Origin of the sequence: Nakamurella sp. A5-74 (assembly GCF_040438885.1) — a bacterium.
In the GTDB taxonomy this organism is placed as follows: Bacteria; Actinomycetota; Actinomycetes; order Mycobacteriales; family Nakamurellaceae; genus Nakamurella.
Window position 1 is genome coordinate 1,370,959 of record NZ_CP159218.1, and the last position, 26,024, is coordinate 1,396,982.

General features: G+C 70.5%; 27 protein-coding genes. 23 read left to right on the forward strand and 4 right to left on the reverse strand.

All coding sequences use genetic code 11. The features are described from left to right. Positions 1-64 precede the first annotated feature (64 nt). Together ABLG96_RS06240 and ABLG96_RS06245 are read right to left on the reverse strand one after the other, a co-directional pair. A complete protein-coding gene (locus ABLG96_RS06240) occupies positions 65-1,573 on the reverse strand; it encodes a gluconate:H+ symporter (RefSeq protein WP_353650519.1) in 1,509 nt (502 codons plus the stop codon). Beyond that, positions 1,570-2,247: a gluconokinase gene (locus ABLG96_RS06245; protein ID WP_353651399.1), complete on the reverse strand. Its 678-nt coding sequence runs from the start codon at positions 2,245-2,247 to the stop codon at positions 1,570-1,572. Before ABLG96_RS06245 ends, ABLG96_RS06240 begins: the two co-directional genes overlap by 4 nt. Positions 2,248-2,502: 255 nt before the next feature. On the opposite strand from ABLG96_RS06245, the gene ABLG96_RS06250 reads away from it, so the two are divergent. The 13 genes from ABLG96_RS06250 (at position 2,503) to ABLG96_RS06310 (ending at position 11,199) form a co-directional block, all read left to right on the forward strand. After that, positions 2,503-3,816 (forward strand): ferredoxin reductase family protein, encoded by a 1,314-nt coding sequence (locus ABLG96_RS06250; protein WP_353650520.1) that lies wholly within the window; start codon positions 2,503-2,505, stop codon positions 3,814-3,816. Positions 3,817-4,322: 506 nt separating this feature from the next. Further along, entirely contained in the window at positions 4,323-4,628 is a 306-nt protein-coding gene (gene rpsJ / locus ABLG96_RS06255; protein ID WP_003938093.1) for a 30S ribosomal protein S10, read from the forward strand. 86 nt (positions 4,629-4,714) lie between these two features. Next, positions 4,715-5,383: a 50S ribosomal protein L3 gene (gene rplC / locus ABLG96_RS06260; protein WP_353650521.1), complete on the forward strand. Its 669-nt coding sequence runs from the start codon at positions 4,715-4,717 to the stop codon at positions 5,381-5,383. Then, the gene (rplD, locus tag ABLG96_RS06265; protein WP_353650522.1) at positions 5,383-6,066 is read left to right on the forward strand and encodes a 50S ribosomal protein L4; all 684 of its coding nucleotides are present in this window, start codon (positions 5,383-5,385) and stop codon (positions 6,064-6,066) included. Before rplC ends, rplD begins: the two co-directional genes overlap by 1 nt. Further along, the gene (rplW, locus tag ABLG96_RS06270) at positions 6,063-6,356 is read left to right on the forward strand and encodes a 50S ribosomal protein L23 (RefSeq protein WP_353650523.1); all 294 of its coding nucleotides are present in this window, start codon (positions 6,063-6,065) and stop codon (positions 6,354-6,356) included. The genes rplD and rplW overlap by 4 nt, the downstream gene beginning before the upstream one ends. Before the next feature lie 23 nt (positions 6,357-6,379). Continuing rightward, positions 6,380-7,219 carry a 50S ribosomal protein L2 gene (gene rplB / locus ABLG96_RS06275; protein WP_353650524.1) on the forward strand — a complete coding sequence of 280 codons (840 nt, stop codon included), beginning with the start codon at positions 6,380-6,382 and terminating at the stop codon, positions 7,217-7,219. A gap of 2 nt (positions 7,220-7,221) precedes the next feature. After that, positions 7,222-7,503, forward strand: a complete 282-nt coding sequence (rpsS, locus tag ABLG96_RS06280) for a 30S ribosomal protein S19 (RefSeq protein ID WP_353650525.1) — start codon at positions 7,222-7,224, stop codon at positions 7,501-7,503. Positions 7,504-7,543: 40 nt separating this feature from the next. Continuing rightward, the gene (gene rplV / locus ABLG96_RS06285) at positions 7,544-7,987 is read left to right on the forward strand and encodes a 50S ribosomal protein L22 (RefSeq protein WP_353650526.1); all 444 of its coding nucleotides are present in this window, start codon (positions 7,544-7,546) and stop codon (positions 7,985-7,987) included. Continuing rightward, a complete protein-coding gene (gene rpsC, locus ABLG96_RS06290; protein ID WP_353650527.1) occupies positions 7,987-8,829 on the forward strand; it encodes a 30S ribosomal protein S3 in 843 nt (280 codons plus the stop codon). Before rplV ends, rpsC begins: the two co-directional genes overlap by 1 nt. 5 nt (positions 8,830-8,834) lie before the next feature. After that, positions 8,835-9,251 carry a 50S ribosomal protein L16 gene (gene rplP / locus ABLG96_RS06295; protein WP_353650528.1) on the forward strand — a complete coding sequence of 139 codons (417 nt, stop codon included), beginning with the start codon at positions 8,835-8,837 and terminating at the stop codon, positions 9,249-9,251. Positions 9,252-9,394: 143 nt separating this feature from the next. Then, complete coding sequence (rpmC, locus tag ABLG96_RS06300; protein ID WP_353651400.1) at positions 9,395-9,634, forward strand: 50S ribosomal protein L29; 240 nt, start codon at positions 9,395-9,397, stop codon at positions 9,632-9,634. After that, positions 9,631-9,942 (forward strand): 30S ribosomal protein S17, encoded by a 312-nt coding sequence (gene rpsQ, locus ABLG96_RS06305; protein ID WP_353650529.1) that lies wholly within the window; start codon positions 9,631-9,633, stop codon positions 9,940-9,942. The genes rpmC and rpsQ overlap by 4 nt, the downstream gene beginning before the upstream one ends. A 237-nt stretch (positions 9,943-10,179) precedes the next feature. Then, positions 10,180-11,199 (forward strand): aldose epimerase family protein, encoded by a 1,020-nt coding sequence (locus ABLG96_RS06310; RefSeq protein WP_353650530.1) that lies wholly within the window; start codon positions 10,180-10,182, stop codon positions 11,197-11,199. 37 nt (positions 11,200-11,236) lie between these two features. On the opposite strand, the gene ABLG96_RS06315 is transcribed toward ABLG96_RS06310, so the two are convergent. Next, positions 11,237-12,004, reverse strand: coding sequence for a DUF998 domain-containing protein (locus ABLG96_RS06315; RefSeq protein WP_353650531.1), 768 nt, complete (start codon positions 12,002-12,004; stop codon positions 11,237-11,239). A 116-nt stretch (positions 12,005-12,120) separates the two neighbouring features. On the opposite strand from ABLG96_RS06315, the gene ABLG96_RS06320 reads away from it, so the two are divergent. Then, on the forward strand, positions 12,121-13,020 hold the full coding sequence (locus tag ABLG96_RS06320) for an oxygenase MpaB family protein (RefSeq protein WP_353650532.1): 900 nt from the start codon (positions 12,121-12,123) through the stop codon (positions 13,018-13,020). Positions 13,021-13,027: 7 nt separating this feature from the next. Here ABLG96_RS06320 and ABLG96_RS06325 read toward each other — a convergent pair whose 3' ends face one another. Further along, on the reverse strand, positions 13,028-13,636 hold the full coding sequence (locus ABLG96_RS06325; RefSeq protein WP_353650533.1) for a hypothetical protein: 609 nt from the start codon (positions 13,634-13,636) through the stop codon (positions 13,028-13,030). A gap of 110 nt (positions 13,637-13,746) precedes the next feature. On the opposite strand from ABLG96_RS06325, the gene ABLG96_RS06330 reads away from it, so the two are divergent. From ABLG96_RS06330 to ABLG96_RS06370, 9 genes are all read left to right on the forward strand, one after another. Further along, positions 13,747-14,232 (forward strand): glutathione peroxidase, encoded by a 486-nt coding sequence (locus tag ABLG96_RS06330; RefSeq protein WP_353650534.1) that lies wholly within the window; start codon positions 13,747-13,749, stop codon positions 14,230-14,232. A gap of 185 nt (positions 14,233-14,417) precedes the next feature. Further along, positions 14,418-15,830, forward strand: coding sequence for a nitrate/nitrite transporter (locus ABLG96_RS06335; protein WP_353651401.1), 1,413 nt, complete (start codon positions 14,418-14,420; stop codon positions 15,828-15,830). A gap of 8 nt (positions 15,831-15,838) precedes the next feature. Beyond that, entirely contained in the window at positions 15,839-18,070 is a 2,232-nt protein-coding gene (locus ABLG96_RS06340; RefSeq protein WP_353650535.1) for a molybdopterin oxidoreductase family protein, read from the forward strand. 148 nt (positions 18,071-18,218) lie between these two features. Continuing rightward, entirely contained in the window at positions 18,219-19,808 is a 1,590-nt protein-coding gene (locus tag ABLG96_RS06345; RefSeq protein WP_353650536.1) for an FAD-dependent oxidoreductase, read from the forward strand. A gap of 44 nt (positions 19,809-19,852) precedes the next feature. Beyond that, entirely contained in the window at positions 19,853-22,411 is a 2,559-nt protein-coding gene (gene nirB / locus ABLG96_RS06350; protein WP_353651402.1) for a nitrite reductase large subunit NirB, read from the forward strand. Further along, positions 22,408-22,854 carry a nitrite reductase small subunit NirD gene (nirD, locus tag ABLG96_RS06355; protein ID WP_353650537.1) on the forward strand — a complete coding sequence of 149 codons (447 nt, stop codon included), beginning with the start codon at positions 22,408-22,410 and terminating at the stop codon, positions 22,852-22,854. Before nirB ends, nirD begins: the two co-directional genes overlap by 4 nt. Further along, the gene (gene cobA / locus ABLG96_RS06360) at positions 22,851-24,095 is read left to right on the forward strand and encodes a uroporphyrinogen-III C-methyltransferase (protein ID WP_353650538.1); all 1,245 of its coding nucleotides are present in this window, start codon (positions 22,851-22,853) and stop codon (positions 24,093-24,095) included. Before nirD ends, cobA begins: the two co-directional genes overlap by 4 nt. A gap of 29 nt (positions 24,096-24,124) precedes the next feature. Further along, positions 24,125-25,219: a uroporphyrinogen-III synthase gene (locus tag ABLG96_RS06365; RefSeq protein WP_353651403.1), complete on the forward strand. Its 1,095-nt coding sequence runs from the start codon at positions 24,125-24,127 to the stop codon at positions 25,217-25,219. Next, a complete protein-coding gene (locus ABLG96_RS06370) occupies positions 25,216-26,022 on the forward strand; it encodes a CbiX/SirB N-terminal domain-containing protein (RefSeq protein ID WP_353650539.1) in 807 nt (268 codons plus the stop codon). The genes ABLG96_RS06365 and ABLG96_RS06370 overlap by 4 nt, the downstream gene beginning before the upstream one ends. The last annotated feature ends 2 nt before the right edge of the window (positions 26,023-26,024 follow it).

Sequence of the window (26,024 nt, forward strand, 5' to 3'; positions counted from 1 at the left end):
AGCACGCACCCGGAAGCGCGCCGTCAGGCGGACGGACCCGGCCGGATGGCCCGGGCGGATGGACTCAGACGAAGGCCCAGATGATCGACACCGACCCGAAGGCGACCACCGAGATCAGGCACTCCATCAGCGTCCAGGTCCGGAAGGTCTGCGCGACGGTCAGCCCGAACGACTCCTTGACCAGCCAGAAGCCCGCATCGTTGACGTGCGAGAGGAACAGCGATCCGGCGCCGATCGCGAGGGCGACCAAGGCGGCCTGGGTCGGCGTCAACCCGGTGGCCAGGCCGGCCATGATGCCGGCAGCAGTGGTCGTCGCGACCGTTGCGGACCCGGTGGCGACCCGGATGACCACGGCGAGCAGGAAGCCCAGCAGCAGGGTCGAGACGCCGAGCGCGACGGCGGCCTTCGCAACCGAGTCGCCGACGCCGGCGTTGATGAGGCTCTGCTTGAATCCGCCGCCCGCGCCGACGATGAGGAAGACGGAGGCGATCGGGCCGACGCTGGCCGTCAACTTGCCGGAAATGCTGCCCCCGGAGAACCCGACCGCGCGGCCGAAGGTGATCACGGCGAGCAGCACCGCCAGCACCATGGCGACCAGCGGCTCGCCGAGGAAGTCCAGGACGACCCGGACCTGGTTGGCCTCCTCCGACCGCCAGATGATGTCGGCCAGGGCCTTGAGCAGCATCAGCACGATCGGGAACAGGATCGTGCCGAGCGTGACGGCGAAGGACGGCGGACGTTTCGCTTCGGGGTCGCCGACCCCGGCGCCGTCGGTGACGCTGCCGGTGCGGCCGTCGGACGCCCGCTGCATGTCCGCCCGGAACAGCGGGGCGGAATCTGCACCGACGGGAACCCACTTCGCCGCGAGCACGCTGAACACCGGGCCGCAGATGATCACCGTCGGGATCGCGGCCAGCAGACCGAAGGCCAGGGTCGTGCCGAGCGGTGCGCCCAGGGCGCCGATGGCGATCAGCGGACCCGGGTGCGGGGGGATCAGCCCGTGCAGCACGGACAGCCCGGCCAGAGCGGGGATGCCGACCCGCATCAGCGGCAACCGCGACTTCGCCGCCACCAGCACGATGACGGGCAGCAGCAGCACCAACCCGATCTCGAAGAACATCGGCAGGCCGATGATCGCTGCGACCAGCGCCATCAGCCACGGGATCGCCGCAGCCGACCGCCCGCGCAGGATCGTGTCGACCACCCGGTCGGCGCCGCCGGAATCGGCCAGCAGCTTGCCGAGCATCGCGCCGAGCGCGATCAGCAGGCCGACCTCCTTGAGGGTGCCGCCGACCCCGTCCTCGAAGTTCTTGATCGCGTCCAGCACCGGGACGCCCCCGGCGATGGACAGGAACGCGGATCCCAGGATCAGCGCCAGGAACGGGTGCAGCTTCAGCCAGGCGATCAGCACCACGATGAGCGCAATCGCGGCGACCGCGACCAGGATCAGCCGGGTGTCCTGACCGGTCCACGGCTGCGCCGCTTTCTCGGCCGGCGTCAGGTCGTCCTGGCGCAGGACGACGGGCGTCGCGAGCTGCGCGCCGATTGAATGCGCTGCCGTGCTGATGCTCATGTGGGGTCCCCGGTCTCGTCGGATGGTGCGGAGGCTGTGTGTGCTGCTGCGGTGGAGGTCCCGGGGGAGGGCGCGCCCAATGCGGACGAGCCGGCTTCCGGGCGCAGACCGAGCCGCCCGATCACCTCGGCGGCCAGCTCGGCCGGCCGGCGGTCGGGTCCACCGGGCGGTCCGGCCGCCTCGACGATCAGCACGTCCTCGTCGGGCGTCGGCAGCTGCAGCGAGCTGAGCTGCGAATCGAGCAGGGCCGCCGGCATGAAGTGGTCGGTGCGGGTGGCCATCCGACGGGCCAGCCGGTCCCGGCCCGCGTGCAGGAAGACGAACACGACCCGGTTGGCGGCGGAGGAACTCCCGCGCAGCACGTTGCGATAGGAGTGCTTCAGCGCCGAGCAGGTGATGATGCCGGGCACCCCCGCCATCGTGTGCTCCGCGATCCAGGACGCGACCGTCTCGAGCCACGGCCAGCGGTCCTCGTCCGTCAGCGGATGTCCGGCGGCCATCTTCTGTACGTTCTCGTCCGGGTGCAGATCATCGCCCTCGCCGAGATCCCAGCCCAGCTGACCAGCGAGCAGCGCGGCCACCGTGGACTTGCCGGATCCGGACACCCCCATCACCACCAGCACCGGTTGCTGCGAACCGGCGGGGACCGCGCGGGCGGTACCGCCGGGCGGCATCTGGCGGGTGTCGTCGAGCTGGTTTCCTGCCGGGTCGGCGGTCATCCTCCGACCCTAGAACTGCGCTGCACGCTGCTGTCACGGGAGGTGCCGTCGGAGCCGGGAGGGCCCGGTGCATCGTCCGGCCCGTTCCGGCTCCGCGGCAGTCTGCACCGACGACGCCCTCGCGGTCAGTAGTTTGGCGGGATGGATCCGGCGAGGCGGACACCGCCGGGACGGCAACGGCGCGTCGACAGGACCGTCGCCGCTGTCGTCATGATCGGATCTGTCACGTCGATCCTCGTCACCACCTGGATCGCGTTCCGGACCCCAGGTGCTGCGCTGTACTTCCTGCGCCACCCGCTGCAGGTGCAGGAGGTTCACGCACTGCTGACGGGCCTGCTGTCGGCGAACCTGCTGGTGCTGCAGGTGATCTTCCTGGCCAGACTGCCCTGGTTGGAACGGGCCTGGGGACGCACGGTGCTGATGCGGCGACACCGCCGACTCGGACAGTGGTCGTTCGGGTTGATGGTGGCTCACGTACTGCTGTTCGCGGTGCAGCGACAGTTGCAGGATCGGGCCAGACCCGGTGCGGCGCTGCTGCGGGTGTTCCTCCTCGACCCGTGGATGCTGATCGCGACGATCGGCACCCTGGTGCTGGTGCTGGTCGTGGTGACGTCGGCGACGCGAGCCCGGCGGCGGATCCGCTACGAGTCGTGGCACCTGATCCATCTGTGGGCCTACGTCGGGATCGCACTGGCCCTGCCGCACCAACTCGTCAGCCGCGATTTCGCCACCGGTTGGACGGTGCCCTACTGGTGGGGGCTCTACCTCGCAGCGCTCGGCGCCGTGCTGTGGTTCCGGGTCGGGGTGCCGATCGTCAGATCCGCCCGGCACCGTCTGCGGGTGGTGGACGTGCGGCCCGAGTCGGGCGGCGCCACCACGATCACGATGACCGGCCGCTGTCTCGATCGGCTGCGCGTGAGTGCCGGCCAGTTCTTCATCTGGCGCTTCCTCGGGTCGTCCGGCCGAACGCGCGGGCATCCGTACTCGCTGTCTGCCGCGCCGACCGCCGACCGGCTGCGGATCACCGTCGGCCGTACCGGCGACGCCGGCCGACGTGCTGCCGGACTTCAGATCGGCGTCAGGGTCGTCGTCGAAGGTCCATACGGCTCGGTCGTCGGCGACCGTCGACGCCACCCGCGACTGCTGCTGCTGAGCGCCGGCATCGGGATCACGCCGTTCAGGTCACTGTTGGAGAGGTTGCCGCTGCGGCCGGGGGAGGCTGTGCTGATCCATCGGGTGCACGACAGCACGACGGCGGTACTGCTCGCGGAGATGACGGAGCTCGCCCGGCGGCGGAACGTCGAACTGATCGTCCTGACCGGCGCGCGCCGCGCGGACGGATCCTGGCTTCCCGCGGGCCACGTGGCGGACGACGCACCGGAACTGCAGCGACTGGTGCCCGACGTGGCCGATCGCGATGTGCTGATCTGCGGACCACCGGAGTGGACCACGGCCGTCCGCGCTGCCACGCTCGCCGCCGGGGTGGCCCGCCGGGACGTCCAGATCGAGGAGTTCGGCTGGTGATGGACCTCGCACCCGCAGGGGACGAGATCGATTTGGCCGGGCAGCAGCCGTGGGGCATACTTGCATGGTTGCCCCGGACGGGGTGTGCACTGATTCGCGCCCGACGCAGTCTCCACTGCCGGTCTCGATCATCGACACACCCGACGGGATTCGAACCGCCTCTCGCAGGCGGGGCGGGCCGGCTCCGGGCGATGCAGGCGGGCTGATCGGGTCAACACCGATGCGGCCGCCGAACAAGACGGACACCACCGCGCGAGCGGAACGGTGACTCGTGCGGTTCGGACGTCCTGGACACGAGAACAGCGGCAGCGATGGAGTCAGGCGGCGCATGCGTGCGTCCCGGTCCGCCCGAGGGCGGACTGTGACCTGAGATCCGGACAGAGTCGGGTGTTTCTACGTGCCCGGCGCCTCCCGCCACGGCAGTTCAGCACGACCGACAGCACGACAGCAGCAGGACGGCACCGGCCTCGAGGTCAGTGCCCCCGACGATGAGAAGGACGGCAAGCGTGGCCGGACAGAAGATCCGCATCAGGCTCAAGGCCTATGACCACGAAGCGATCGACGCCTCAGCGCGCAAGATCGTCGAGACGGTGACCCGAACGGGTGCCCGCGTGGTCGGCCCCGTGCCGCTGCCCACCGAGAAGAACGTGTACTGCGTCATCCGCTCGCCGCACAAGTACAAGGACTCGCGCGAGCACTTCGAGATGCGTACGCACAAGCGGCTCATCGACATCCTCGATCCGACCCCGAAGACGGTCGACGCGCTGATGCGCATCGATCTGCCGGCATCGGTCGACGTCAACATCCAGTAGGCACTGACCAGCGGTTCACGCCCCTGATCAGCACTTCTCGTGAAACCTCGGATGACAGCGTTCGAGGAGATGGGTTCGAAAACATCATGGCCAACAATCTGAAGGGCATCCTGGGTCACAAGCTCGGGATGACGCAGGTGTTCGACGAGTCGAACCGGGTCGTCCCGGTGACCGTCGTCGCCGCGGGACCGGTCGTCGTCACCGCCGTGCGGACGTCCGAGAAGGACGGCTACACCGGGGTGCAGTTCGCGTTCGGCGCGATCGACCCCCGCAAGGTCACCAAGCCGGTCGCCGGCCACTACGCGAAGGTCGGCGTCACGCCGCGTCGCCACCTGGTCGAGCTGCGCACCACCGACGTCGCCGGCTACGAGGTCGGCCAGGAGCTGACCATCGAGCAGGTGTTCGAGGCGGGCGCAGAGATCGACGTGACCGGCACGACCAAGGGCAAGGGCACCGCGGGTGTCATGAAGCGGCATGGCTTCAAGGGCCTCTCCAGCGGCCACGGCGTGCACCGCAAGCACCGCGCCCCCGGCTCCATCGGCGGCTGCTCCACCCCCGGCCGCGTCTTCAAGGGGATGCGGATGGCCGGTCGCATGGGCGCCGTCACCATCACCACCCAGAACCTGACCATCCACGCCATCGACGCCGAGAAGGGTCTGCTGCTCATCAAGGGCGCAGTCCCCGGTGCCAAGGGTGGCGTCCTGATGATCAAGAGCGCAGTGAAGTCCGCTGCTGCCGGAAAGGTCGTTGCCTGATGACCACCGTCCAGATCACCAGTCCGGCCGGCAAGGCCGACGGCTCGGTCGAACTGCCCGCCGAGATCTTCGATGTGCAGGCCAACGTGCCGCTGATGCACCAGGTCGTCGTCGCCCAGCTGGCTGCTGCCCGCCAGGGAACGCACTCGACCAAGACCCGCGCCGAGGTCCGCGGTGGTGGCGCCAAGCCGCACCGCCAGAAGGGCACCGGTCGCGCCCGCCAGGGCTCGACCCGCGCGCCGCAGTTCGTCGGCGGTGGCGTTGTGCACGGCCCGCGGCCGCACCTCTACCTGCAGCGCACCCCCAAGAAGATGAAGGCCGCTGCCCTGCGCGGCGCCCTCTCCGACCGGGCTCGCTCCGGAAACATCCACGTGCTGTCCTCGCTCGTCGAGGGCACTGCCCCGTCCACCAGCACCGCCCTCGCGGCGTTGGCTGCGGTCGCCACCAGCCGCAACGTGCTGGTTGTCATCGAGCGGACCGACGAGGCTGCCTGGAAGTCGCTGCGCAACGCACACACCGTGCACTTGATCAGCGCCGACCAGCTCAACACCTACGACGTCCTGATCTCCGACGACGTGGTCTTCACCAAGGCCGCGCTGGACGAGTTCCTGGCGTTCGCCCAGAAGACGCGGCCGGCGCAGAGCACCGACGCTGTTTCAGTCGAGAAGGAGTCCGGCAAGTGATCGCCAATCCCCGCGACGTCATCCTGCGGCCGGTGGTCTCCGAGAAGAGCTACGGCCTGCTCGAGACCGGCCGGTACACCTTCGAGGTGCACCCGGATGCGAACAAGACGCAGATCAAGATCGCCATCGAGCAGATCTTCGAGGTCACCGTCGTCTCGGTGAACACACTGAACCGCCAGGGCAAGCGCAAGCGCACCCGGGCCGGATTCGGCAAGCGGAAGTCGACCAAGCGCGCGATCGTCACGCTGTCCTCGGACAGCAAGCCGATCGAGATCTTCTCGGGCGCCTGAGCGCGGACAAGGACTGAACAGACATGGGTATCCGTAAGTACAAGCCGACGACCCCGGGTCGTCGCGGAGCCTCGGTGAGTGATTTCACCGAGATCACCCGCGACACGCCGGAGAAGTCGCTCATCGCGCCGCTGCACAGCAAGGGTGGCCGCAACGTCCACGGACGGGTTACCGCCCGCCACCAGGGCGGCGGTCACAAGCGGGCATATCGGCTGATCGATTTCCGGCGGGCGGACAAGGACGGCGTGCCGGCCAAGGTCGCTCACATCGAGTACGACCCCAACCGCACCGCGCGCATCGCGTTGCTGCACTTCGCCGACGGCGACAAGCGCTACATCGTGGCGCCGAACCGTCTCGTGCAGGGTGCGACCGTCGAGACCGGCCCGCAGGCCGACATCAAGCCGGGCAACAACCTGCCGCTGCGCAACATCCCGGTCGGCACCGTGATCCACGCGATCGAGCTCCGCCCCGGTGGCGGCGCCAAGATCGCCCGGTCTGCCGGCAGCAAGGTGCAGCTCGTCGCCAAGGACGGCCCCTACGCCCAGCTGCGGTTGCCCTCGGGCGAGATCCGCAACGTGGACGTCCGGTGCCGCGCCTCGATCGGTGAGGTCGGCAACGCCGAGCACTCCAACATCAACTGGGGCAAGGCCGGCCGGATGCGGTGGAAGGGCAAGCGCCCGTCCGTCCGAGGTGTCGCCATGAACCCGGTCGACCACCCGCACGGTGGTGGCGAGGGCAAGACCTCCGGTGGCCGTCACCCGGTCAACCCGGGTGGCAAGCCCGAGGGCCGCACCCGTCGCCCGAACAAGGCGAGCGACAAGCTCATCGTCCGCCGCCGCCGCAAGTCCGGAAAGAAGCGCTGATCATGCCCCGTTCACTGAAGAAGGGCCCGTTCATCGACGACCACCTCCTCAAGAAGGTGGATGTCGCCAACGACAAGGGCTCCAAGGCAGTCATCAAGACCTGGTCGCGCCGCAGCACGATCATCCCCGACATGCTCGGGCACACGATCGCTGTCCACGACGGCCGCAAGCACGTCCCGGTGTTCGTCACCGAGTCGATGGTCGGTCACAAGCTCGGCGAGTTCGCCCCGACGCGTACCTTCCGGGGTCACGTCAAGGACGACCGTCGCGCCCGCCGCGGCTGATCCCGCACAGCACAAGACTTCTACAGAGAAGGAATCGAGAATGAATCCGAAGGCTGCACAGGCAACGCAGTTGCCGCGCGCCCGGGCTCAGGCACGCTTCGTGCGGACGACGCCGATGAAGGCCCGGCGGGTCATCGACCTGGTCCGTGGTCGGTCGACGACCGACGCGCTGGCGATCCTGAGGTACGCCCCGCAGGCTGCTGCCGAGATCGTGGCCAAGGTCGTCGCCTCCGCGGTGGCCAACGCCGAGAACAACCTGGGACTCGACCGCGAGGCACTGGTCATCGAGACCGCCTACGCGGACGAGGGGCCGACGCTCAAGCGTTTCCAGCCCCGCGCCCAGGGTCGTGCGTTCCGCATCCGCAAGCGCACCTGCCACATCACCATCGAGGTCGTCGAGGTCAAGACCGAGGCGGGCCGGGAATCCGGCCGCTCGCGTCGCACCGCCGGCAGCCGCACCAGCACGAAGGGGAGTGCGTCCTAGTGGGCCAGAAAGTCAACCCGCACGGGTTCCGATTGGGCATCACGACCGACTGGACGTCCCGTTGGTATGCGGACAAGGCCTATGCCGAGTACGTGGCTGAGGATGTCGCCATCCGCAAGCTCATGGACAAGGGCATGGAACGCGCCGGCATCGCGAAGGTGGAGATCGAGCGCACCCGTGACCGGGTCCGCGTCGACATCCACACCGCGCGTCCGGGCATCGTCATCGGCCGCCGCGGCGCCGAGGCCGATCGTCTGCGTGGCCAGCTGGAGAAGCTCACCGGCAAGCAGGTGCAGCTGAACATCCTCGAGGTGCGCAACCCCGAGAGCAATGCCCAGCTCGTTGCCCAGGGTGTGGCCGAGCAGCTGTCGAACCGCGTGTCGTTCCGTCGCGCCATGCGCAAGTCGATGCAGTCCGCGCAGCGCTCCGGGTCCGTCAAGGGCATCCGGATCCAGTGTGCGGGTCGCCTCGGTGGCGCCGAGATGAGCCGGTCCGAGTTCTACCGCGAGGGTCGCGTCCCGCTGCACACGCTGCGTGCCGACATCGACTACGGCTTCTTCGAGGCCAAGACCACCTTCGGCCGCATCGGCGTCAAGGTGTGGATCTACAAGGGTGACAAGACCGGTTCTCTCGCCGAGCAGAAGGCCGCTGAAGCGGCTGCTGCCCAGCGACCGGGCTCCGGCCCGCGTACCGGAGCACCGGCGGCGGATCGCCCGCGTCGTCGCGGCGGCTCCGCCGGTACCACCCCGACCTCCACCGACGCCTCGCGTGCAGCCGATTCCGCTCCCGCGGCCGACGAGGCCGCACCTGCAGTCCCGGCAACCGCCGGATCGGAGGCCTGAGCACCATGTTGATCCCCCGCAGGGTCAAGCACCGTAAGCAGCACCGTCCGCACCGGACGGGGTTCGCGACCGGTGGCACCGCAGTGACCTTCGGCGAGTACGGCATCCAGGCCCTGGAGCCCGCCTACGTCACCAACCGGCAGATCGAGTCCGCTCGTATCGCCATCAACCGGCACATCAAGCGTGGCGGCAAGGTCTGGATCAACGTCTTCCCGGACCGTCCGCTCACCAAGAAGCCCGCCGAGGTCCGGATGGGTTCCGGTAAGGGATCCCCGGAGTGGTGGGTCGCCAACGTCAAGCCAGGCCGGGTCATCTTCGAGATGAGCTACCCGACCGAGGCGATCGCCCGTGAGGCGCTGCGTCGTGCAATCCACAAGTTGCCGATGAAGTGTCGCATCGTTACCCGTGAAGGCAGTGAGTGATGGCAGACAAGACCGCTGACAAGACCGCCGACGACACCGTTGCGGTGACCGTCGACGAGAAGAAGGCTGCCAAGGCGGCGAAGGCCCCCAAGGCTTCCAAGGCTGACAAGAAGGCCGACGCCAAACCCGCCGAGACCACCGTGGTGGTCCGCGAGTCCGCCGCCGACCAGCTCCGTGAGCTGTCCGGTGACGAAATGCTTTCTCGTCTGCTCGAAGCCAAGGAGGAGCTGTTCAACCTCCGCTTCCAGCTGGCCACCGGCCAGATGGACAACAACCGCCGGCTCCGTACGATCCGGCACGACATCGCCCGGGTGTACACCGTCATGCGTGAGCGCGAGCTCGGCCTGTCGGTCGGCCCGGACTCCGAGGAAGGCGCCGCATGAGCGAGCCCACCGCTGCTCCGGCAGCCGAAGAGACTGACCCGCAGGCTGCGGCTGCTGCCCGCGGCGAGCGCAAGACCCGTGAGGGTTACGTCGTCTCGGACAAGATGGAGAAGACCATCGTCGTCGAGTTGGAGGACCGGGTGAAGCACCCGCGCTACTCCAAGGTCATCCGTCGCACCAGCAAGGTCAAGGCGCACGACGAGCAGGGCACCGCAGGTGTCGGCGACCGCGTGCTGCTGGCCGAGACCCGGCCGCTGTCCGCCACCAAGCGCTGGCGGCTCGTCGAGGTGCTGGAGAAGGCCAAGTAGGCCTGCTTCGCCCTCATCGCTCCACCCGAACGCCCCGTCCCGGTCCGCCGGACGGGGCGTTCGTCGTCCCCCACGGTCGCGGTACTGGCGGTCGTTTGCCCCCTATGTTCGCGGTAGTGGCGGTCGTTTGCCACTCACGTTCGCGGTCCTGATGGTCGTTTGCCACTCACGATCGCGGTGCTGGCGGTCGCCACCCGCGGGCGGACACGTCCAGGGGCTGCTGGCACACTCGGACGGATGCACAGCGTCGAGCTCGTCAGCGGGTCCCTGGCCGTCACGATCATCGACCACGGCGCGCGCATCGCCTCCGTGCACACCCCTGACCGGAACGGGAATTCCGGCGAGGTGACGCTCGGGTTCGACGACGAGCAGGGCTGGCTCGAGGACGGTGACTTCCTCGGGGCCACTATCGGCCGGATCGCCAACCGCGTCGACGGTGCCCGGTTCACCGTCGACGGCCGCGAGTACCGGATCACCCCGAACGAGGGCGAGCACGCGCTGCACGGCGGACCGCAGGGATTCGACAAGCAGACGTTTGCTCTCTCGGCCGTCGAGACGTCGGAGGACGGTGCGCAGAGCCTGACGGCGACCCGGCGCAATCCGGACGGCGAGATGGGCTTCCCCGGCAACCTCGATGTGACCGTCACCTACACGGTTGTCGCCAGCGCCCTCACGATCGAGATGAGCGCCGTCACCGATGCGCCGACGCCGGTGTCGCTGACGAACCACACCTACTGGAATCTGGCCGGCCGGCCCTGCTCGATCGAGGAGCATGTGTTCCGGGTCGACGCCGACAGTGTTCTACCGGTCCGTGCGGACCTGATCCCCACGGGTGGGATCGACCGGGTCGAAGGCACACCGTTCGACCTGCGGGAGCCGGTGAGGATCGGCGAACAGCTGCACACCCGGTCGGCCCAGACTGGCATCACCCGTGGCATCGACCACGACTACCTGCTGCGGGACCGCACCGATCGTCGCAGCACGCCGGTCGCCCGGGTGGTCGAGCCGGTCAGCGGCCGGACGATGACGATGTGCACAGACCAGGACAGCCTGCAGGTCTACACGGGCAACTTCCTGGACGGCAGCAAGCCGCTGCGCGACGGGGTGACGGCCCGGCAGGGCGGAGCGTTCTGTCTGGAGCCACAGGCGCATCCGAATGCGGTAAACGGCGGTGCGGACGATGCGGCCAGGGGAATCCTGCGACCGGGGAACACCTACCGCTGGTGGACGCGCATCGAGTTCGGCGTCGAGGGCTGATCGTGGCGGACGACGACAGCTCCGGCCGGTGGGTTGATCAGGCGGTGAGCATGGCGTTCGATGCCGACCGCCGGCGACCACGGATCGCCCAGACGCCCAGGGCCACCACCGAGGCCACCTCGAAGCCGACGATTCCGCGCTCCACGAGACCCAGCGGGATCACGCGCCACCAGGATGCATCCGCCACAGCGCCGTAGAGGATCGCGCCGACCAGCATCGTCAGGAACGCCAGAGTGCCGATGTTGAGCCACCAGGCAGCGCCCGCAGCGCGGGATGCGCGCCGTTCGCGGCGCCGGACGACGAACAGCACGGCCAGCGGGATCGACAGGAAGGCCACCATACTGGCCAACCGGTGGATCGATCCCGACGACGACGGGCCGACGGCCCAGTTGTGCTTGGGGAACGCCACCACGCCGAGGAGGCCGACGACCCAGGCAGCCAGCAGCACCGCACCGGCGGATCGCCGGCGCAGCAGGCCGGAGCGGACCAGCCCGACGACCAGCGCCGCCGAGCCGACAGCGAGCCCGAGCACCGCGAGGTTGAACACCCACGAACCGGAGCTGTAGACGTACTCGGAGATCGTGGACGCGCGGAGCTCGCGGCCCCGCACCGTGTCGCTGCCGATCGTGGCATCCAGCCCGAGGATGCCGACCGCGGCGATGACGGCGCCGAGGATCGCGAGTGCCCCCCAGACCGGTTCACCGATCGATCCGACCCGGGCGTCGTCGAGGCGCGGATCGGGCCGGGACCCGGAGCCGGCGGTCGCGACGCGGCCGAGTGCCGCAGCGGGGATGGTGTCGGACATCGCCCCAGATTAGAGCCGCTCCCTGGGAGCCTGCTGAGAACGGCAGCGGACCGGGATGAACGCCGACGAGGTCCTGACGGATGCATCGATCGGCGCGCGAAGGGCACTGTGGTGGGGTGACCCCCGACATCCTGGCCCCGCTCGCCCCGCTGCGCCGTGCGCTGGCGAAGTCCTTGCGTGATCGCGTCGCCGGCGCGGACGCCGAAGAGCGCGCTCGGACGATCTGGGGATCCGCGGGCCCGCGGTGGTTCACTCCCGAGGATCCGATCTGGCGGGTGCACGCCGACGCGTCGATGTTCGTCGGGGGAGTGCGCGCACTGTTGCTGCAGTCGTTGCATCCGTTGGCGATGGCCGGGGTGGCCGGGCACTCGGGATTCCGCGGTGATCCGTGGGGACGGCTGGAGCGCACGAGCCGCTTCCTGGCCACCACCACGTTCGGCATCATCGCGCATGCCGAGGCCGAGATCGCCAAGGTGACCGGAGTCCATCGCGCGGTGGTGGGCCGGGCCGACGACGGTCGTCCCTACTCAGCGAACGATCCGCACCTGCTGGAATGGGTGCACATCGCCGAGGTGGATTCGTTCCTGTGCACCTACCAGCAGTTCGGCGGGACGGCTCTGACGGCGGCAGAAGCCGACCGGTACGTCGAGCAGAGCGCGATCGTTGCCGGCAAGCTCGGCGTGCGGAACCCGCCGACGACGGTGGCCCAGCTGCACGCGCGGATGGCGGCCTACCGGCCGGAGCTCCGGGCCACCGCCGCCTGTCGGGACGCAGCCAAGTTCCTGCTGCTGGATCCGCCGCTGCCGGTCGCCTCGCGACCCGGTTACGGACTGTTGGCCGCCGGCGCCATCGCCACGCTGCCCGGCTGGGCGCGTCGCGAGCTGCGGCTGCCGCCTCCGATGGTGCTGTGGGACGCGCCCGGTCGACTGCTGGGCAGGGTCGGTGCCGGCGTCGTGCGCTGGGCGATGAGCGATCCGTCGGTGGCGAACCGCCGGGAACCTGGCACCGCCGCCTGACTGCGGCTCAGCCGACGATCGTCGTCACCAGGGTGGTCACGGACGGGGTCGCGGGGGTCGAGGAGAAGCCGAACCCGACCGATGGCGTGACGTCGGTGAGGATGCCCAGATCGGTCCGTTCCCAGCGGCCGGTGAGCGCGGCGATGGTGCGTTGTCCGGTGGCTCCGTAGTACTCGCGCCGGCCGCCGCCGGCCGTCCCACGGGTGCTGACTCCGGGCAGGATCCGGCGGGCCAGCGGGTCGATCGCAGTGTTCCACCACGGGCGGGCGGCCAGCACCGTCGGCACCAGAGCGAGCAGCCGGCCCAGCCCCGACACCGGACCGATGGTCAGGCTGACCCGGAGTGCGCCGGCGTCGACCCGCCAGATCCCGGTGCCGGTGACGGTCACCGGGGCGATGCGCACCTCGTCGAAGGTGTAGGTCTCGGAGACGAAGGCGGCAACGCTCTGCGTCGGGGCGAGCAGGATGCGCCGGCCGTCGGGCTGCTGCAGCATGACGTCGGAGAAGCTGCCCAGCGGCGAACGGTGCCAGCGGCCGATCACCAGCCGGACCCCGCTGGAACTGCCGGCACCGGCGATCCGGCCGTGGAACCTGCGGACCGGCGGACGGGTGCTCATGCTGCCAGCGTAGGGAGCATGGTCGCCGGAGGCCATCCGAGGTCGGGCCCGGCGCGAACCACCCGGCAGTGCTGCCACCGCACGTCCCGTCACCCCGTTTGGAGCTGTCCATGACCGTTCTGTCCGACTTCACTGCTGATGCGCTCACCGGCACGACGACCCCGCTGAGCGAGTACGCGGGCAAGGTCGTGCTGGTCGTCAACACCGCGTCGAACTGCGGTTTCACCCCGCAGTACACGGCGCTGGAGCGGCTGTGGCAGACCTACCGCGACCAGGGGCTCGTCGTGCTGGGGTTCCCGTGCAACCAGTTCGGTGGGCAGGAGCCGGGTGACGCCGAGGCCATCGGCGAGTTCTGCCAGGTCAACCACGGGGTGAGCTTTCCGATGTTCGCCAAGGTCGACGTCAACGGCGGCGAGTCCCATCCGCTGTTCGCCTGGCTGCGCGCGGAGGCCAAGGGAGCGCTGGGGACCTCCAAGATCAAGTGGAACTTCACCAAGTTCCTCATCGGGCGGGACGGCGCCGTGATCAAGCGGTTCGGTTCGACCACCAAGCCCGACGACCTGGCCGGCGACATCGAGCGGGCACTGGGCTCCTGAGGCGGTTGCCACCGGGGCCCCCGAGAAGCTCTCAGATCCCCCGCGGGCTCTGTGCGTAGCCGGACACGGGGAGTTCACGGGCGACGGCGCTCGGCGAAACACACGCTGCCTAGCGTTGTCGTCAGTTGCCCCGCAATGACGGGGGGTGCGCCATCACACTCTGACCCCAGGAGCGCATCGTGGCCGTGCCCGTCGGATCCATCACCTCATCCGCACCCGAACCACCCGTCGACCTTGTCGATGTTTCGGCTGCCCCGTCGCCCAACCTCGAGCGTCGGCGCCCGGCCGGCCGCCGGATCGAGGTGTGGGAACCGGAGGACGAGACCTTCTGGCGCGGCGGCGGTCGTCGGGTCGCCACCAGGAACCTGCAGATCTCGATCTTCGCGGAGTTCCTCGGCTTCGCCGTCTGGGCGCTGTGGTCGATCGTGGTGCCGCAACTGTCGGCTGCCGGCTTCGCGCTCAGCGTCGACCAGCAGTTCTGGCTGATCGCGATCCCGAGTCTGGTCGGGGCGACGCTGCGCATCCCGTACACCTTCGCGGTCCCGAGGTTCGGTGGCCGCAACTGGACGGTCGTGTCCGCCCTGTTGTTGCTGCTGCCGACCGCAGCGCTGGCGATCGTGGTCCAGCATCCTGGGGTGCCTTTTGCGGTACTGATGCTGGTAGCGGCCCTGGCCGGGGTGGGCGGCGGCAACTTCGCCTCGTCGATGGCGAACATCTCGTTCTTCTATCCGGAAGCGGAGAAAGGCAAGGCCCTCGGGCTCAACGCCGCCGGCGGCAATCTGGGTACCGCGGCCGTGCAGTTCGCCGTTCCGCTGGTGATCGTCGGCGCCGCCGGGATCCACCTGGAGCGCGCGGGACTCATGTTCATCCCACTGATCCTGCTGGCCGCGGTGCTGGCATGGAAGTGGATGGACAACCTCGCCGCCACCCGATCAGATCCGAAGGCGTTCGCTGCCGCGACCCGGTCGCGTCACACCTGGATCATCTCCTTCCTCTACATCGGAACCTTCGGCTCCTTCATCGGGTACTCGGGGGCGTTCCCCACCCTGATCAAGAGCCAGTACCCGACGGTCACGCTGTCGATCGCCTTCCTCGGCGCGCTGGTCGGATCGATCGCCCGTCCGCTGGGTGGCTTCGTTGCCGACCGCCTCGGTGGGGGCCGGGTCACCGTCGTGTCGTACTGCGTGATGGCGCTCGCTGCCATCGGCGTCATCACGGCGCTCCGCGGAGGTGGCTTCGGACTGTTCCTCTCGTCGTTCCTGGTGCTCTTCGTAGCCAGTGGCCTGGGCAACGGCTCGCTCTACCGGATGATCCCCGCCGTGTTCCAGGCGACGGCCGAGCCGGACGCGACGGGCACCGTGACCCTTGCCGCCAGGACAGCCGCCAGACGGGCAGCGGCGGGGTGCATCGGCATCGCAGGTGCGATCGGAGCGTTCGGTGGATTCCTCATTCCCCGTGGCTTCGCCATCTCGAAGTCGGTGGCCGGCTCGCTGGTCCCGGCGCTGTGGATCTTCGTCGGCGTCTACCTCGTGATGGCGGTGGTGACCTGGGCGGTGTATGTGCGACGCACCACTCCGCTCGGCGCCGACGCCATCTGACCGCGCTGATGACCTCCGTCGCCACGCACTGCCCCTACTGCGCGCTGCAGTGCGGGATGGCTTTGACCCCGGTCGCCGACCGGGCTCCCGGCGGGCAGTCCGGTGACGGGCCGGCCGGTGACGGGGAGCCGAACAGATCCCTGCCGATCGTGGCCGGTCGCGCGTTCCCGACGAACCGCGGCGGTCTGTGCCGCAAGGGCTGGACCAGCGCGACGGTGCTCGGCGTCCCCGACCGGCTGACCAGACCGCTGCTCCGCGGTCCCGACGGTGCACTCGGCGCGGTGTCCTGGCCGGTCGCCCTCGACCACATCGCCGAACGCCTGCAGGCCCTCATCACGGAATCCGGGCCGCAGTCGGTGGCGGTGTTCGGCGGCGGGGGCCTGACCAACGAGAAGGCCTACCAGCTCGGCAAGTTCGCCCGGATCGTGCTGCGCACACCGAACATCGACTACAACGGTCGGTTCTGCATGTCGAGCGCGGCAGCGGCGGCCAACCGCTCCCTCGGGATCGACCGCGGCCTGCCGTTCCCGCTGGCGGATCTCGGGACTGCGGACGCGATCCTGTTGCTGGGCAGCAACATCGCCGAGACGATGCCACCGGCCGTCGCCCATCTGGCCGGGGTTCGCGACCGGGGCGGACTGATCGTCGTCGACCCACGCCGCAGCGCCACTGCCGCGCTGGGATCCGCCGGCCAGGGACTGCACCTGCAGCCGGTGCCGGGGACCGATCTGGTGGTGCTTTCGGCACTGCTGCACGTGTTGTTCGCCGAGGGACTGGTGGACCACGAGTACCTGGCGGCCAGGACCACCGGCGCCGACGAGGTGCTGCGGTCGGTGTCCGCGTGGTGGCCCGAGCGGGCCGAGAGTGTGTGCGGCGTCGCCGCTTCGGTGCTGCGCGGAACGGCACGTCGGTTGGCGGCCGCCTCGCCCTCCCGGGGCGGCGCCGGCGTCTTCGTGCTGTCCGGTCGCGGCGTCGAGCAGTCGAGCCAGGGCACCGACACCGTCACCGCTGCGATCTCGCTGGCGCTGGCCCTCGGCCTGCCCGGCCGCAGGGGGAGCGGGTACGGAGCGATCACCGGGCAGGGCAACGGGCAGGGCGGCCGCGAGCACGGCCAGAAGGCCGACCAGTTGCCCGGCTACCGGTCGATCTCCGACCCGGCCGCCCGGCGGTTCGTCGCCGGGGTCTGGGGAGTACCGGAGGAGTCCCTGCCGGGGCCGGGACTGCCTGCGGTGCAACTGTTGTCCGCGCTCGGGCGTCCCGGTGGACCGCGGGCGCTGCTGGTGCACGGCAGCAACCCGGTGGTCAGCGCGCCCGACGCGGATCGGGTCGTCGAGCGACTCCGTTCGCTGGATCTGTTGGTCGTCTGTGACGTCGTGCCGTCCGAGACGGCGCTGCTCGCGGACGTCGTCCTGCCGGTCACCCAGTGGGCCGAGGAGGAGGGGACGATGACGTCGCTGGAGGGGCGGGTGCTGCGCCGCCGACGAGCCGTCGACCCGCCGCCCGAGGTGCGGTCGGAGCTGTGGATCCTGGCCGAGCTGTCGCGTCGACTGGGTGGCCCCGTCCTGGACACCGATCCGGCAGCGGTGTTCGACGACCTGGCCAGAGCCAGTGCCGGCGGCCGCGCCGACTACAGCGGGCTGAGCCACGCCCGCCTCGACGAGGACGAGCACTCCGGTGGTGACGGGCTGTTCTGGCCGTGTCCGGCCGTCGGTGCCGACCGGCACCCTGGCTCCCCACGACTGTTCGCGAACTCCTTCCCCACCCCCGACGGCAGGGCCAGGTTGGTGGCGGTCGAGCACCGCGGACCGGCGGACGACCTGCGACCCGACGCTCCGGTGTACCTGGTGACCGGGCGCATCCTGCAGCACTACCAGTCGGGCGCCCAGACCCGAAGGGTCCCCGAGCTGAACCGCTCGGCCGACGGCGCGTTCGTCGAGATCCATCCACTGCTGGCCGACCGGTTCGGCATCGAGGACGGCGACCGGGTACGCCTGAGATCGGCAAGGGGGACCGTGGTCGCACCCGCCAGGTTCACCGAGCGGATCAGGCCCGACACCGTCTTCATGCCGTTCCACTTCGCCGGCGCCGGCAGCGTCAACCGGATCACCAATGACGCCACCGACCCGATCTCCGGGATGCCGGAGTTCAAGGTCTGCGCGGTGTCGGTCGAGGCCGCGGCTTCTTCGGACCAGGACGCGGGCGCTTTGCGGACCGGTTCACCGGCGCCGGTCCCCGCATGAGGTGGACCAGATCGCACCCGATGCAGATCGTGGTGATCGGCGACGGGATGGTCGGCAGCCGATTCGTCGACGATCTGCTGAGCAGGGACCTCGACTGCCGGACCCGGGTGACCCAGCTGGGCGCGGAACTGCACCCCGCGTACACCGCGTGCTGCTCAGTGACGTGCTGGCGGGCCGCACAGCACTCGGGTCGCTGACCCTGCCGACCAGGTCGGACCTGCGTCACCGGCTGCTCACCGGTCGCGCTGCGATGAGCATCGACCGTCGGGCGCGGCTGGTGCACGATGCAGCCGGGGACGAGCATCCGTTCGACCTGCTGGTGCTCGCCACCGGTGCCGCGGCGCGGATCCCCTCGGTCCCGGGACTGGCGCTCGAGCACGCGGACGGTGAACCGGCGTTGCCCGTCGGCGCCCATGCCCTCCGGACCCTCGACGACGTCGCGGAGATCATCGCCAGGAGTGATCACGTCGCTGCGGCCGTGGTCGTCGGGGCCGGTGTCCTCGGAGTGGAGGTCGCCGCCGGGCTGGCGGTCCGCGGGCTGGCGGTGACGCTGGCTGCCCACGGCGGGGTGATGGACCGACAGTTCGCTCCGGCGGCCGCTGCGGTGGCCGCCCGGCGGCTGCGGGTGGCCGAGGTCACCGTGCTGACGGAGGTGTCGACCGAGCAGGTCCTGCTGGCGGACGGCGCGATGTGCGGGATCCGACTGCGACCGACCGGATCTGCCGCCGGGCCGCCGATCGACCTGGCTGCCGGTCTGCTGGTGCTGGCCTGCGGCACGACCCCGGAGGTGGGCCTGGCCGTCGCCGCCGGCCTCCCGGTCGAACACGGGGTGCTGGTGGACGCGGACCTCGCCTCCCCGACGGACAGCAGTGTCTGCGCCATCGGCGACTGCGCCCAGCCCCTGGAGGGCAGCTCCGGACTGATCGCGCAGGGGTGGGAGCAGAGCCGGCGGCTCGCCGTCCGGATCGTGACCGAACTCGACGCCGATGCTGCGGCTCCGTCCGCCGAGATCGTCGGTGCCGCAACCGGATCCACGGCCACCACGTCTGCTGCTGCCCCGTCCGGGGCGACGCCGAGTGCCTGGCCCGCGTCGCCCACGGACGTGGTGAAGGTCAAGGGCGACGGGCTCGATCTGGTCGCCTTCGGTGTCTCCGCGCCGGGGGGCGGCGGCCCGACAGGTGCGCCCGGCGGCGGCGCGGCCGGCTCCACGCGCAGCGTGACGTTGAGCGACCCGGAGGGCGGTCGGCACCTCGAGGTGGTGCTGGCGGGTGACCGGGTGATCGGGGGGACCTGCATCGGTGGTGGCCAGGTGACCGCCGACCTGGTCAGCGCCTACCTGCGCAGGACCCCGGTCCCGACAGACCCTGCACAGCTGTTGGTCCGGTCCGTCGTCGCCGCACCCGAGGTGGTCAACCCGACCCGGATGCCCGACCACACGACGGTGTGCACCTGCAACGCGGTGAGCAAGGGCGAGATCGTCGCCTGCTGGGTCGGTGGCGGGCGCAGTGTGGCGGAGGTCGCCGCCACCACCCGGGCGACGACCGGCTGCGGCAGCTGCACCGCAGTCGTCTGCGGCCTGCTCGACTGGCTGCAGGAATCGGATCCGGACGACGCAGCGCCGGGTTACCTGCCGGAAACACCGTCTGCACCCGCCGGCAATCCACCGCTCGTAGCGTCGTCGGGGTTCCGCCCGATGACGCACGGAGTTCCCTCCCACCAATTCCAGGGGTCGACGTGACACAGGCAGCTGCACCACGAGAGTTGGTGGTGATCGGTGGCGGTATGGTCGCCCACCGCATCGTCGAAGCGATGCGCGCCCGCGACGGCGACGGCAGCTGGCGGGTGTCGGTGTTCGCGCGCGAGCCGCGGCTGCCCTACGACCGGGTGGCGCTCACCTCCTACTTCGAGGCCGTCGATCCCGAGGCGCTGTCGCTGGGAGACCGCGCACTGTGGACCGACCCGCTGGTGCACCTGCATCGCTCGGTCGCCGTCGTGGACATCGACCGGGCAGCACGGACGGTCACCGATTCACTCGGTCGCACGCACCGCTACGACCGGCTCGTCCTGGCGACGGGCGCCGACGCGGTGGTGCCGCCGGTTCCGGGCAGCGAGCTGCCCGGAGTGTTCGTCTACCGGTCCATCGACGACGTCGCGGCCCTCCGCGGATGGGTGCACGACAGGCAGGTGGGCGGCCGCGCGGTGCAGGGTGCCGTGATCGGCGGGGGCCTGCTGGGCCTGGAGGCCGCCGGCGCACTGGCGAGGCTCGGTGTGGGCGTCACCATCGTCCAGTCGGCGGGCCACCTGATGAACGCCCAGCTCGATCTGGGTGGCGGAGAAGCGTTGCGGCGACTCATCAACCGGTCCGGCATCGCCGTCCGGGTCGGCACCCGGACGACGCGCGTGGTTCGCGGCAGGTCGGGTCGGGTCGGCCGGGTGGAGTTCGCCGACGGCGGTCGGTTGCCGGTCGAGCTGGTGGTGATGGCCACCGGCGTCCGTCCTGCCGATGCGCTGGCCAGGGCCGCCGGCCTGGCGGTGCACGACACCGGCGGGATCGTCGTCGACGCAGGCTGCGTGACCTCCGATCCCGCTGTCTACGCGGCCGGGGACGTCGCCGCCATCGACGGCCGGTGCCTCGGGCTGATCGCCCCCGGCTATGCGATGGCCGAGATCGTCGTCGATCGGCTGCTCGGCGGTGACGGCGAGTTCCCCGGCGCGGACACCGCGGCCAAGTTGAAGCTGTCCGGCGTCGACGTCGCGAGCTTCGGCGACGCGCTGGGAACGACACCCGGTGCGCTGGAGGTGGTCTGGGCCGATCCGGTCGCTGGGGTGTACCAGAAGTTGGTGATGTCCGACGATGCGCGGACGTTGCTCGGCGGCGTGCTGGTCGGCGACGCATCCGCCTACGCCTCGCTGCGGCCGATGCTCGGTCGGGCGTTGCCCGGCGATCCGGCGACCTACCTGTCGCCGGCGGGCGCCGGCGCGTCGGTATCGGGTGAGCTGCCGGACGACATCGCGGTCTGCTCCTGCAACAACGTCTCCGCCGGCGCCGTCCGGAGCGCCGTCACCGACGGCGGCTGCAGCGATCTGGCCGCCGTCAAGACGTGCACCAGGGCGGGCACCAGCTGTGGGTCGTGCCTGCCGCTGGTCAAGAAGCTGGTCGGTGCCGAGCTGGAGAAATCCGGTGTCTCGATGTCGACGGCCCTGTGCGAGCACTTCGCGGTGTCGCGGGCGCAGCTCTTCGACATGGTGCGGGTCGCCGGTCTGCGCACGTTCAGCGCCATCATCGACCGGTTCGGGGTGCGGACCGGCGAGGGTCTGGATCCTGGTCGCGGGTGCGACATCTGCAAGCCGGTGATCGCCTCCGTCCTGGCGTCGCAGTTGGGCGGCCACATCCTCGACGGCGAGCAGGCGACCCTGCAGGACACCAACGACCACGTGATGGCGAACCTGCAGAAGGACGGCAGCTACTCGGTGGTCCCGCGGATCGCCGGCGGGGAGGTGACACCCGAGGGGCTGATCGTGATCGGTGAGGTGGCCAGGGACTTCGGGCTCTACACGAAGATCACCGGTGGCCAGCGGATCGACATGTTCGGAGCGCGCATCGAGCAGCTGCCGTTGATCTGGAAACGGTTGGTGGACGCCGGTTTCGAGTCCGGCCATGCCTACGGCAAGTCGCTGCGGACGGTGAAATCGTGCGTGGGATCGACGTGGTGCCGCTACGGCGTGCAGGACTCCGTGGAGATGGCAGTCAGGTTGGAGCTGCGCTACCGCGGGCTGCGATCGCCGCACAAGCTCAAGATGGGCGTGTCCGGGTGCGCCCGGGAGTGTGCGGAAGCCAGAGGCAAGGACGTCGGGGTGATCGCCACCGACCGTGGCTGGAATCTCTACGTCGGCGGCAACGGCGGATTCACCCCACGTCATGCGCAGCTGTTCGCCGAGGATCTCGACGACGAAGCCCTGATCCGCACCATCGACCGGTTCCTGCAGTACTACATCAGGACGGCAGATCGCCTGCAGCGCACGGCCCACTGGATCCAGGAGGTCGACGGCGGCATGGACGCCGTGCGTTCCGTCGTGCTGGAGGATTCGCTCGGGATCTGCGCCGACCTGGACGCCGCGATGCTCGGACACGTGGAGTCCTACGCCGACGAGTGGGCTGCGGTGCTCGCCGATCCGGACCAGCTGCGGCGCTTCTCCTCGTTCGTCAACGCACCCGACGAGGCCGACCCCGACCTGCAGTACCTGCCGACCCGTGGCCAGGTACGGCCGGCCACCCCGGACGAGCGCCGATCCGGGGGACCGGTGCTCATTGCCGGCGTCGATCTGGCGATGCGCCGATGACCGCCGCCGGCAGCTGGGTGCGAGTGTGTCCGGTGGACGCCCTGACCATGGAACGCGGAGCGGCGGCGCTCGTCGACGGTATCCAGATCGCCCTCTTCCGGCTGGCGGACGGGAACGTCCATGCCGTCCAGCACCGCGACCCGTTCAGCGGAGCGAACGTGCTGGCCCGCGGCATCGTCGGCAGTCGGCAGGGGGAACCGACGGTGGCCTCGCCGATGTACAAGCAGGTCTTCTCGTTACGGACGGGTCGGTGTCTGGACCGGGCCGGCCGGGAGCCGGTGCCGGGTGACGACGGGAACCTCGTCGTCCATGCGGTGCAGGTGCGGCACGGCGCCGTGCACGTCGGTCCCGCGGTGAGCGGTCCTGCGGTGAGCGGTCCTGAGGCGAGCGGTCCTGCGGCGAGCGGTCTGCCGGCGGACGACCAGGTGGTGGTCCTGACGTGACCACCCTGCTCGGCATCGACCTGCGCGGACGCCCGGTGCTCGTCACCGGCGGTGGACCGGTGGCGGCCAGGCGCGTCACGGCGATGGTCCGGGCCGGGGCACTGGTCAGGGTGGTCTCGCCGTGGATGTGTGAGGACATCCTCGACCTGCATGCGGAACATCCCGACGCCGTGCAGTTGCACCACCGCGAGGTCGCCGAGTCCGATGTGGATGACGTCTGGTTGGTGCACGGCGCCACCGGTGACCCGGCGACCAACCTGCAGCTGGCCGGCTGGGCGACCGAGCGCCGGGTGTTCTGCACCAATGGTGGAGCGGCTGACCGCGGTACGGCCAGGACGCCTGCCGTCACCCGGTCGGGGGAGGTGGTCATCGGGGTGGTGTCGGGCGGCGACACGGCAGGTTCCTCGCACGCCGATCCGCGTCGGGCCACCGTGCTGCGCGACCGGATCGCCGACCTGCTCGCCGAGGGCGAACTCGACCTGCGACGTCATCGTCCGGGAGCCGGTCGGGTGGTGCTGGTCGGCGGCGGTCCCGGGGCCGAGGACCTGATGACGGTGCGCGGTCGCCGTGCCCTTGCCGAGGCCGATGTGGTGGTCACCGACCGACTCGGGCCGTCCTCGCTGGTGCAGCGACTGCGTCCTGGGGTCGAGGTGATCGACGTGGGGAAGGCCCCGGACCACCATCCGGTCCCGCAGCAGCGGATCAACGAGATCCTCGTCGAACACGCCCGACGCGGTCGGGTGGTGGTGCGGCTGAAGGGCGGTGACCCGTTCGTCTTCGGCCGCGGCGGCGAGGAGGTCATCGCGTGCCGGGAGGCCGGGGTCGAGGTCTCGGTGGTCCCCGGGATCAGCAGCGCGCTCGCTGCTCCGGCACTGGCCGGCATCCCGATCACCCAGCGGGGTCTGTCGACCTCGTTCCACGTCACGACCGGACACGGCGGCCTCGACCCGGCGGCCACGGCCGTCGTCGGCCTGCCGGGATCGGTGTTGGTCGTGCTGATGGGAGTGTCCGCGCTGGGTCTGATCGCCGAGCAGGCGGCCGCTGCCGGTGCGCCCGCCGACACCCCGATCGCGGTGGTGGAGAACGGGTCGACACCGCAGCAGCGGATCGTCCGCGGCACCCTGGGCACCATCCGGGCGATCGCGCGACAGCGGGCGATCGCTGCCCCGGCGGTCATCGTCATCGGTGCGGTCGCCGCGCCGGACGTGCTCGGTCCGTCACCGGAAACGGCGGCCGGGTGAGCGAGCTCGGCGCCGCACTCGGCCAGGTGATGGCCGGCTGCACCGTCCTGCTCACGGGGGAGCGGCGGGCGTCCGAGCTGGCTGCTGCGCTGTCCAGGCGCGGGGCGAACATCCGTCATGCGCCTGCGCTGACGATGATCCCGTCGCCCGACGACGAGGCCCTGATCGCGCGCACCCGGGAGCTGATCGCCGCGCCGCCCGACGTCCTGGTGGTCTCGACCGGTATCGGCTTCCGCGCCTGGGTGGAGGCGGCCGACGTCCACGGGCTCGCGGAACGCCTCATCGTCGCGCTCGGCGGAGTCCGGCTCATCGCGCGCGGACCGAAGGCCCGCGGTGCGCTGCAGGCCGCGGGTCTGCATGCCGACTGGGTGGCCGAGTCCGAGACGTCCGCCGAGGTCGCCGAGGTGTTGCTGTCGGAGGGCGTCGACGGCAGCAGGATCGCACTGCAGCACCACGGTGCCGGCGCGGACGGGTTGGACGAGGTGTTCCGGGCCGCCGGCGCCGAGGTGATGGCACTGGAGGTCTACCGGTGGGGCCCACCGCCCGATCCCGCGTTGCTGCAGGAGTCGGTCCTGGACGCGGCGGACGGTCGGATCGACGCCGTCGTGTTCACCTCCGCCCCCGGGGCGGAGGCGTGGCTGTCGGCCGCGGAGTGTGCCGGGGTGGCGGACCTACTCGTCGACCGGGCCCAGCGTGGTCTGCTGGTGACCGCCGCGGTCGGACCGGTGACGGCGAAACCGTTGCAGCGCCGCGGTATCGACCCGCTGCAGCCCGAGCGGAGCCGGCTCGGTGCGCTGGTCAGGGTGATGATCGCGCACTACGAACAGGCGGGCGCCGTCGCCCTGCGGACCGCAGCGGGTGCGCTGCAGCTGCGAGCCAGGATGGCCGTGCTCGACGGGCGGGTCCTGGCGCTGTCACCGAGCGGTCTGCTGGTACTCAGGTTGCTGGCCCAGGCGCAGGGGGACGTGGTGCCGCGGGCCGACATCCTGCAGGCGCTGCCCGGTGACTCGCAGGACCCGCACGCCGCCGAAGTGGCCATCGCTCGGCTCCGTGAGGCCGCAGGCGAGCGTGGGCTGGTGCGGACGGTGGTCAAACGGGGCTATCGACTGGTGCTGGCGGAATGACGGCGGGCGTCAGCCGGGTCGACGCGCGCGCACCGGCCGGGGCGCAGCCGGGCGGTGCAGAGCTGGACGGCCGTTTCCGGCTCGGTCGCACGCGCGGACCGTTGCCCGTGCTCATCGGCTGCTCGCACGGGACCGCTGATCCCGAGGGACGGGCCGCGATCCGCGCTCTGTTGCAGCAGGTGAGGCTCGCCGCGGCGACGCTGGGGTGCGCTGAGATCGACGTCGTCGAGTCCTTCGTCGACGTGCAGCACCCGCAGATCGGCGAGGTCGTTGCGAGCGTCCTGCACACGGCGGCCGCCGGCGCCGTGGTGGTGCCGTTGCTGCTGTCGGGTGGCTTCCACGTCCACGTCGACATCGCCGCGGCGGTTGGTGGCACCGGGATGCGTGCCGTGGCCTCCCGGCCGCTCGGCCCCGACCCGCGGCTCGTCCAGATCCTGCTCGAACGCATCAAGGAGGCCGGTGTCGACGAAGCGAGGGCGGTGGTGATCGCGGCCGCCGGATCGTCCGATCCGCGCGCCGGACGGGACGTCGAGGCGGTCGCAGCCGCGCTCGCGCAGCAGAGATCGGGCCCGGTCAGCGTCGGGTACGGCGCAATGGCCCCCCCGACCGTCGACGAGGCCGTCGACGCTGCAGGACCTCTCGCTGCCGCGGCCAGCTACCTGTTGGCGCCGGGGCACTTCCACGGCCGCGTCCGGGCAGCGGGAGCCGCCGTCGTGACCCGGCCGCTGGCGCCGCACCCGTTGCTGGCCGAGATCGTGCTCGACCGCTACGCGGCAGCGGTGCTGCGCGGCCGCCGCTCCTAGAC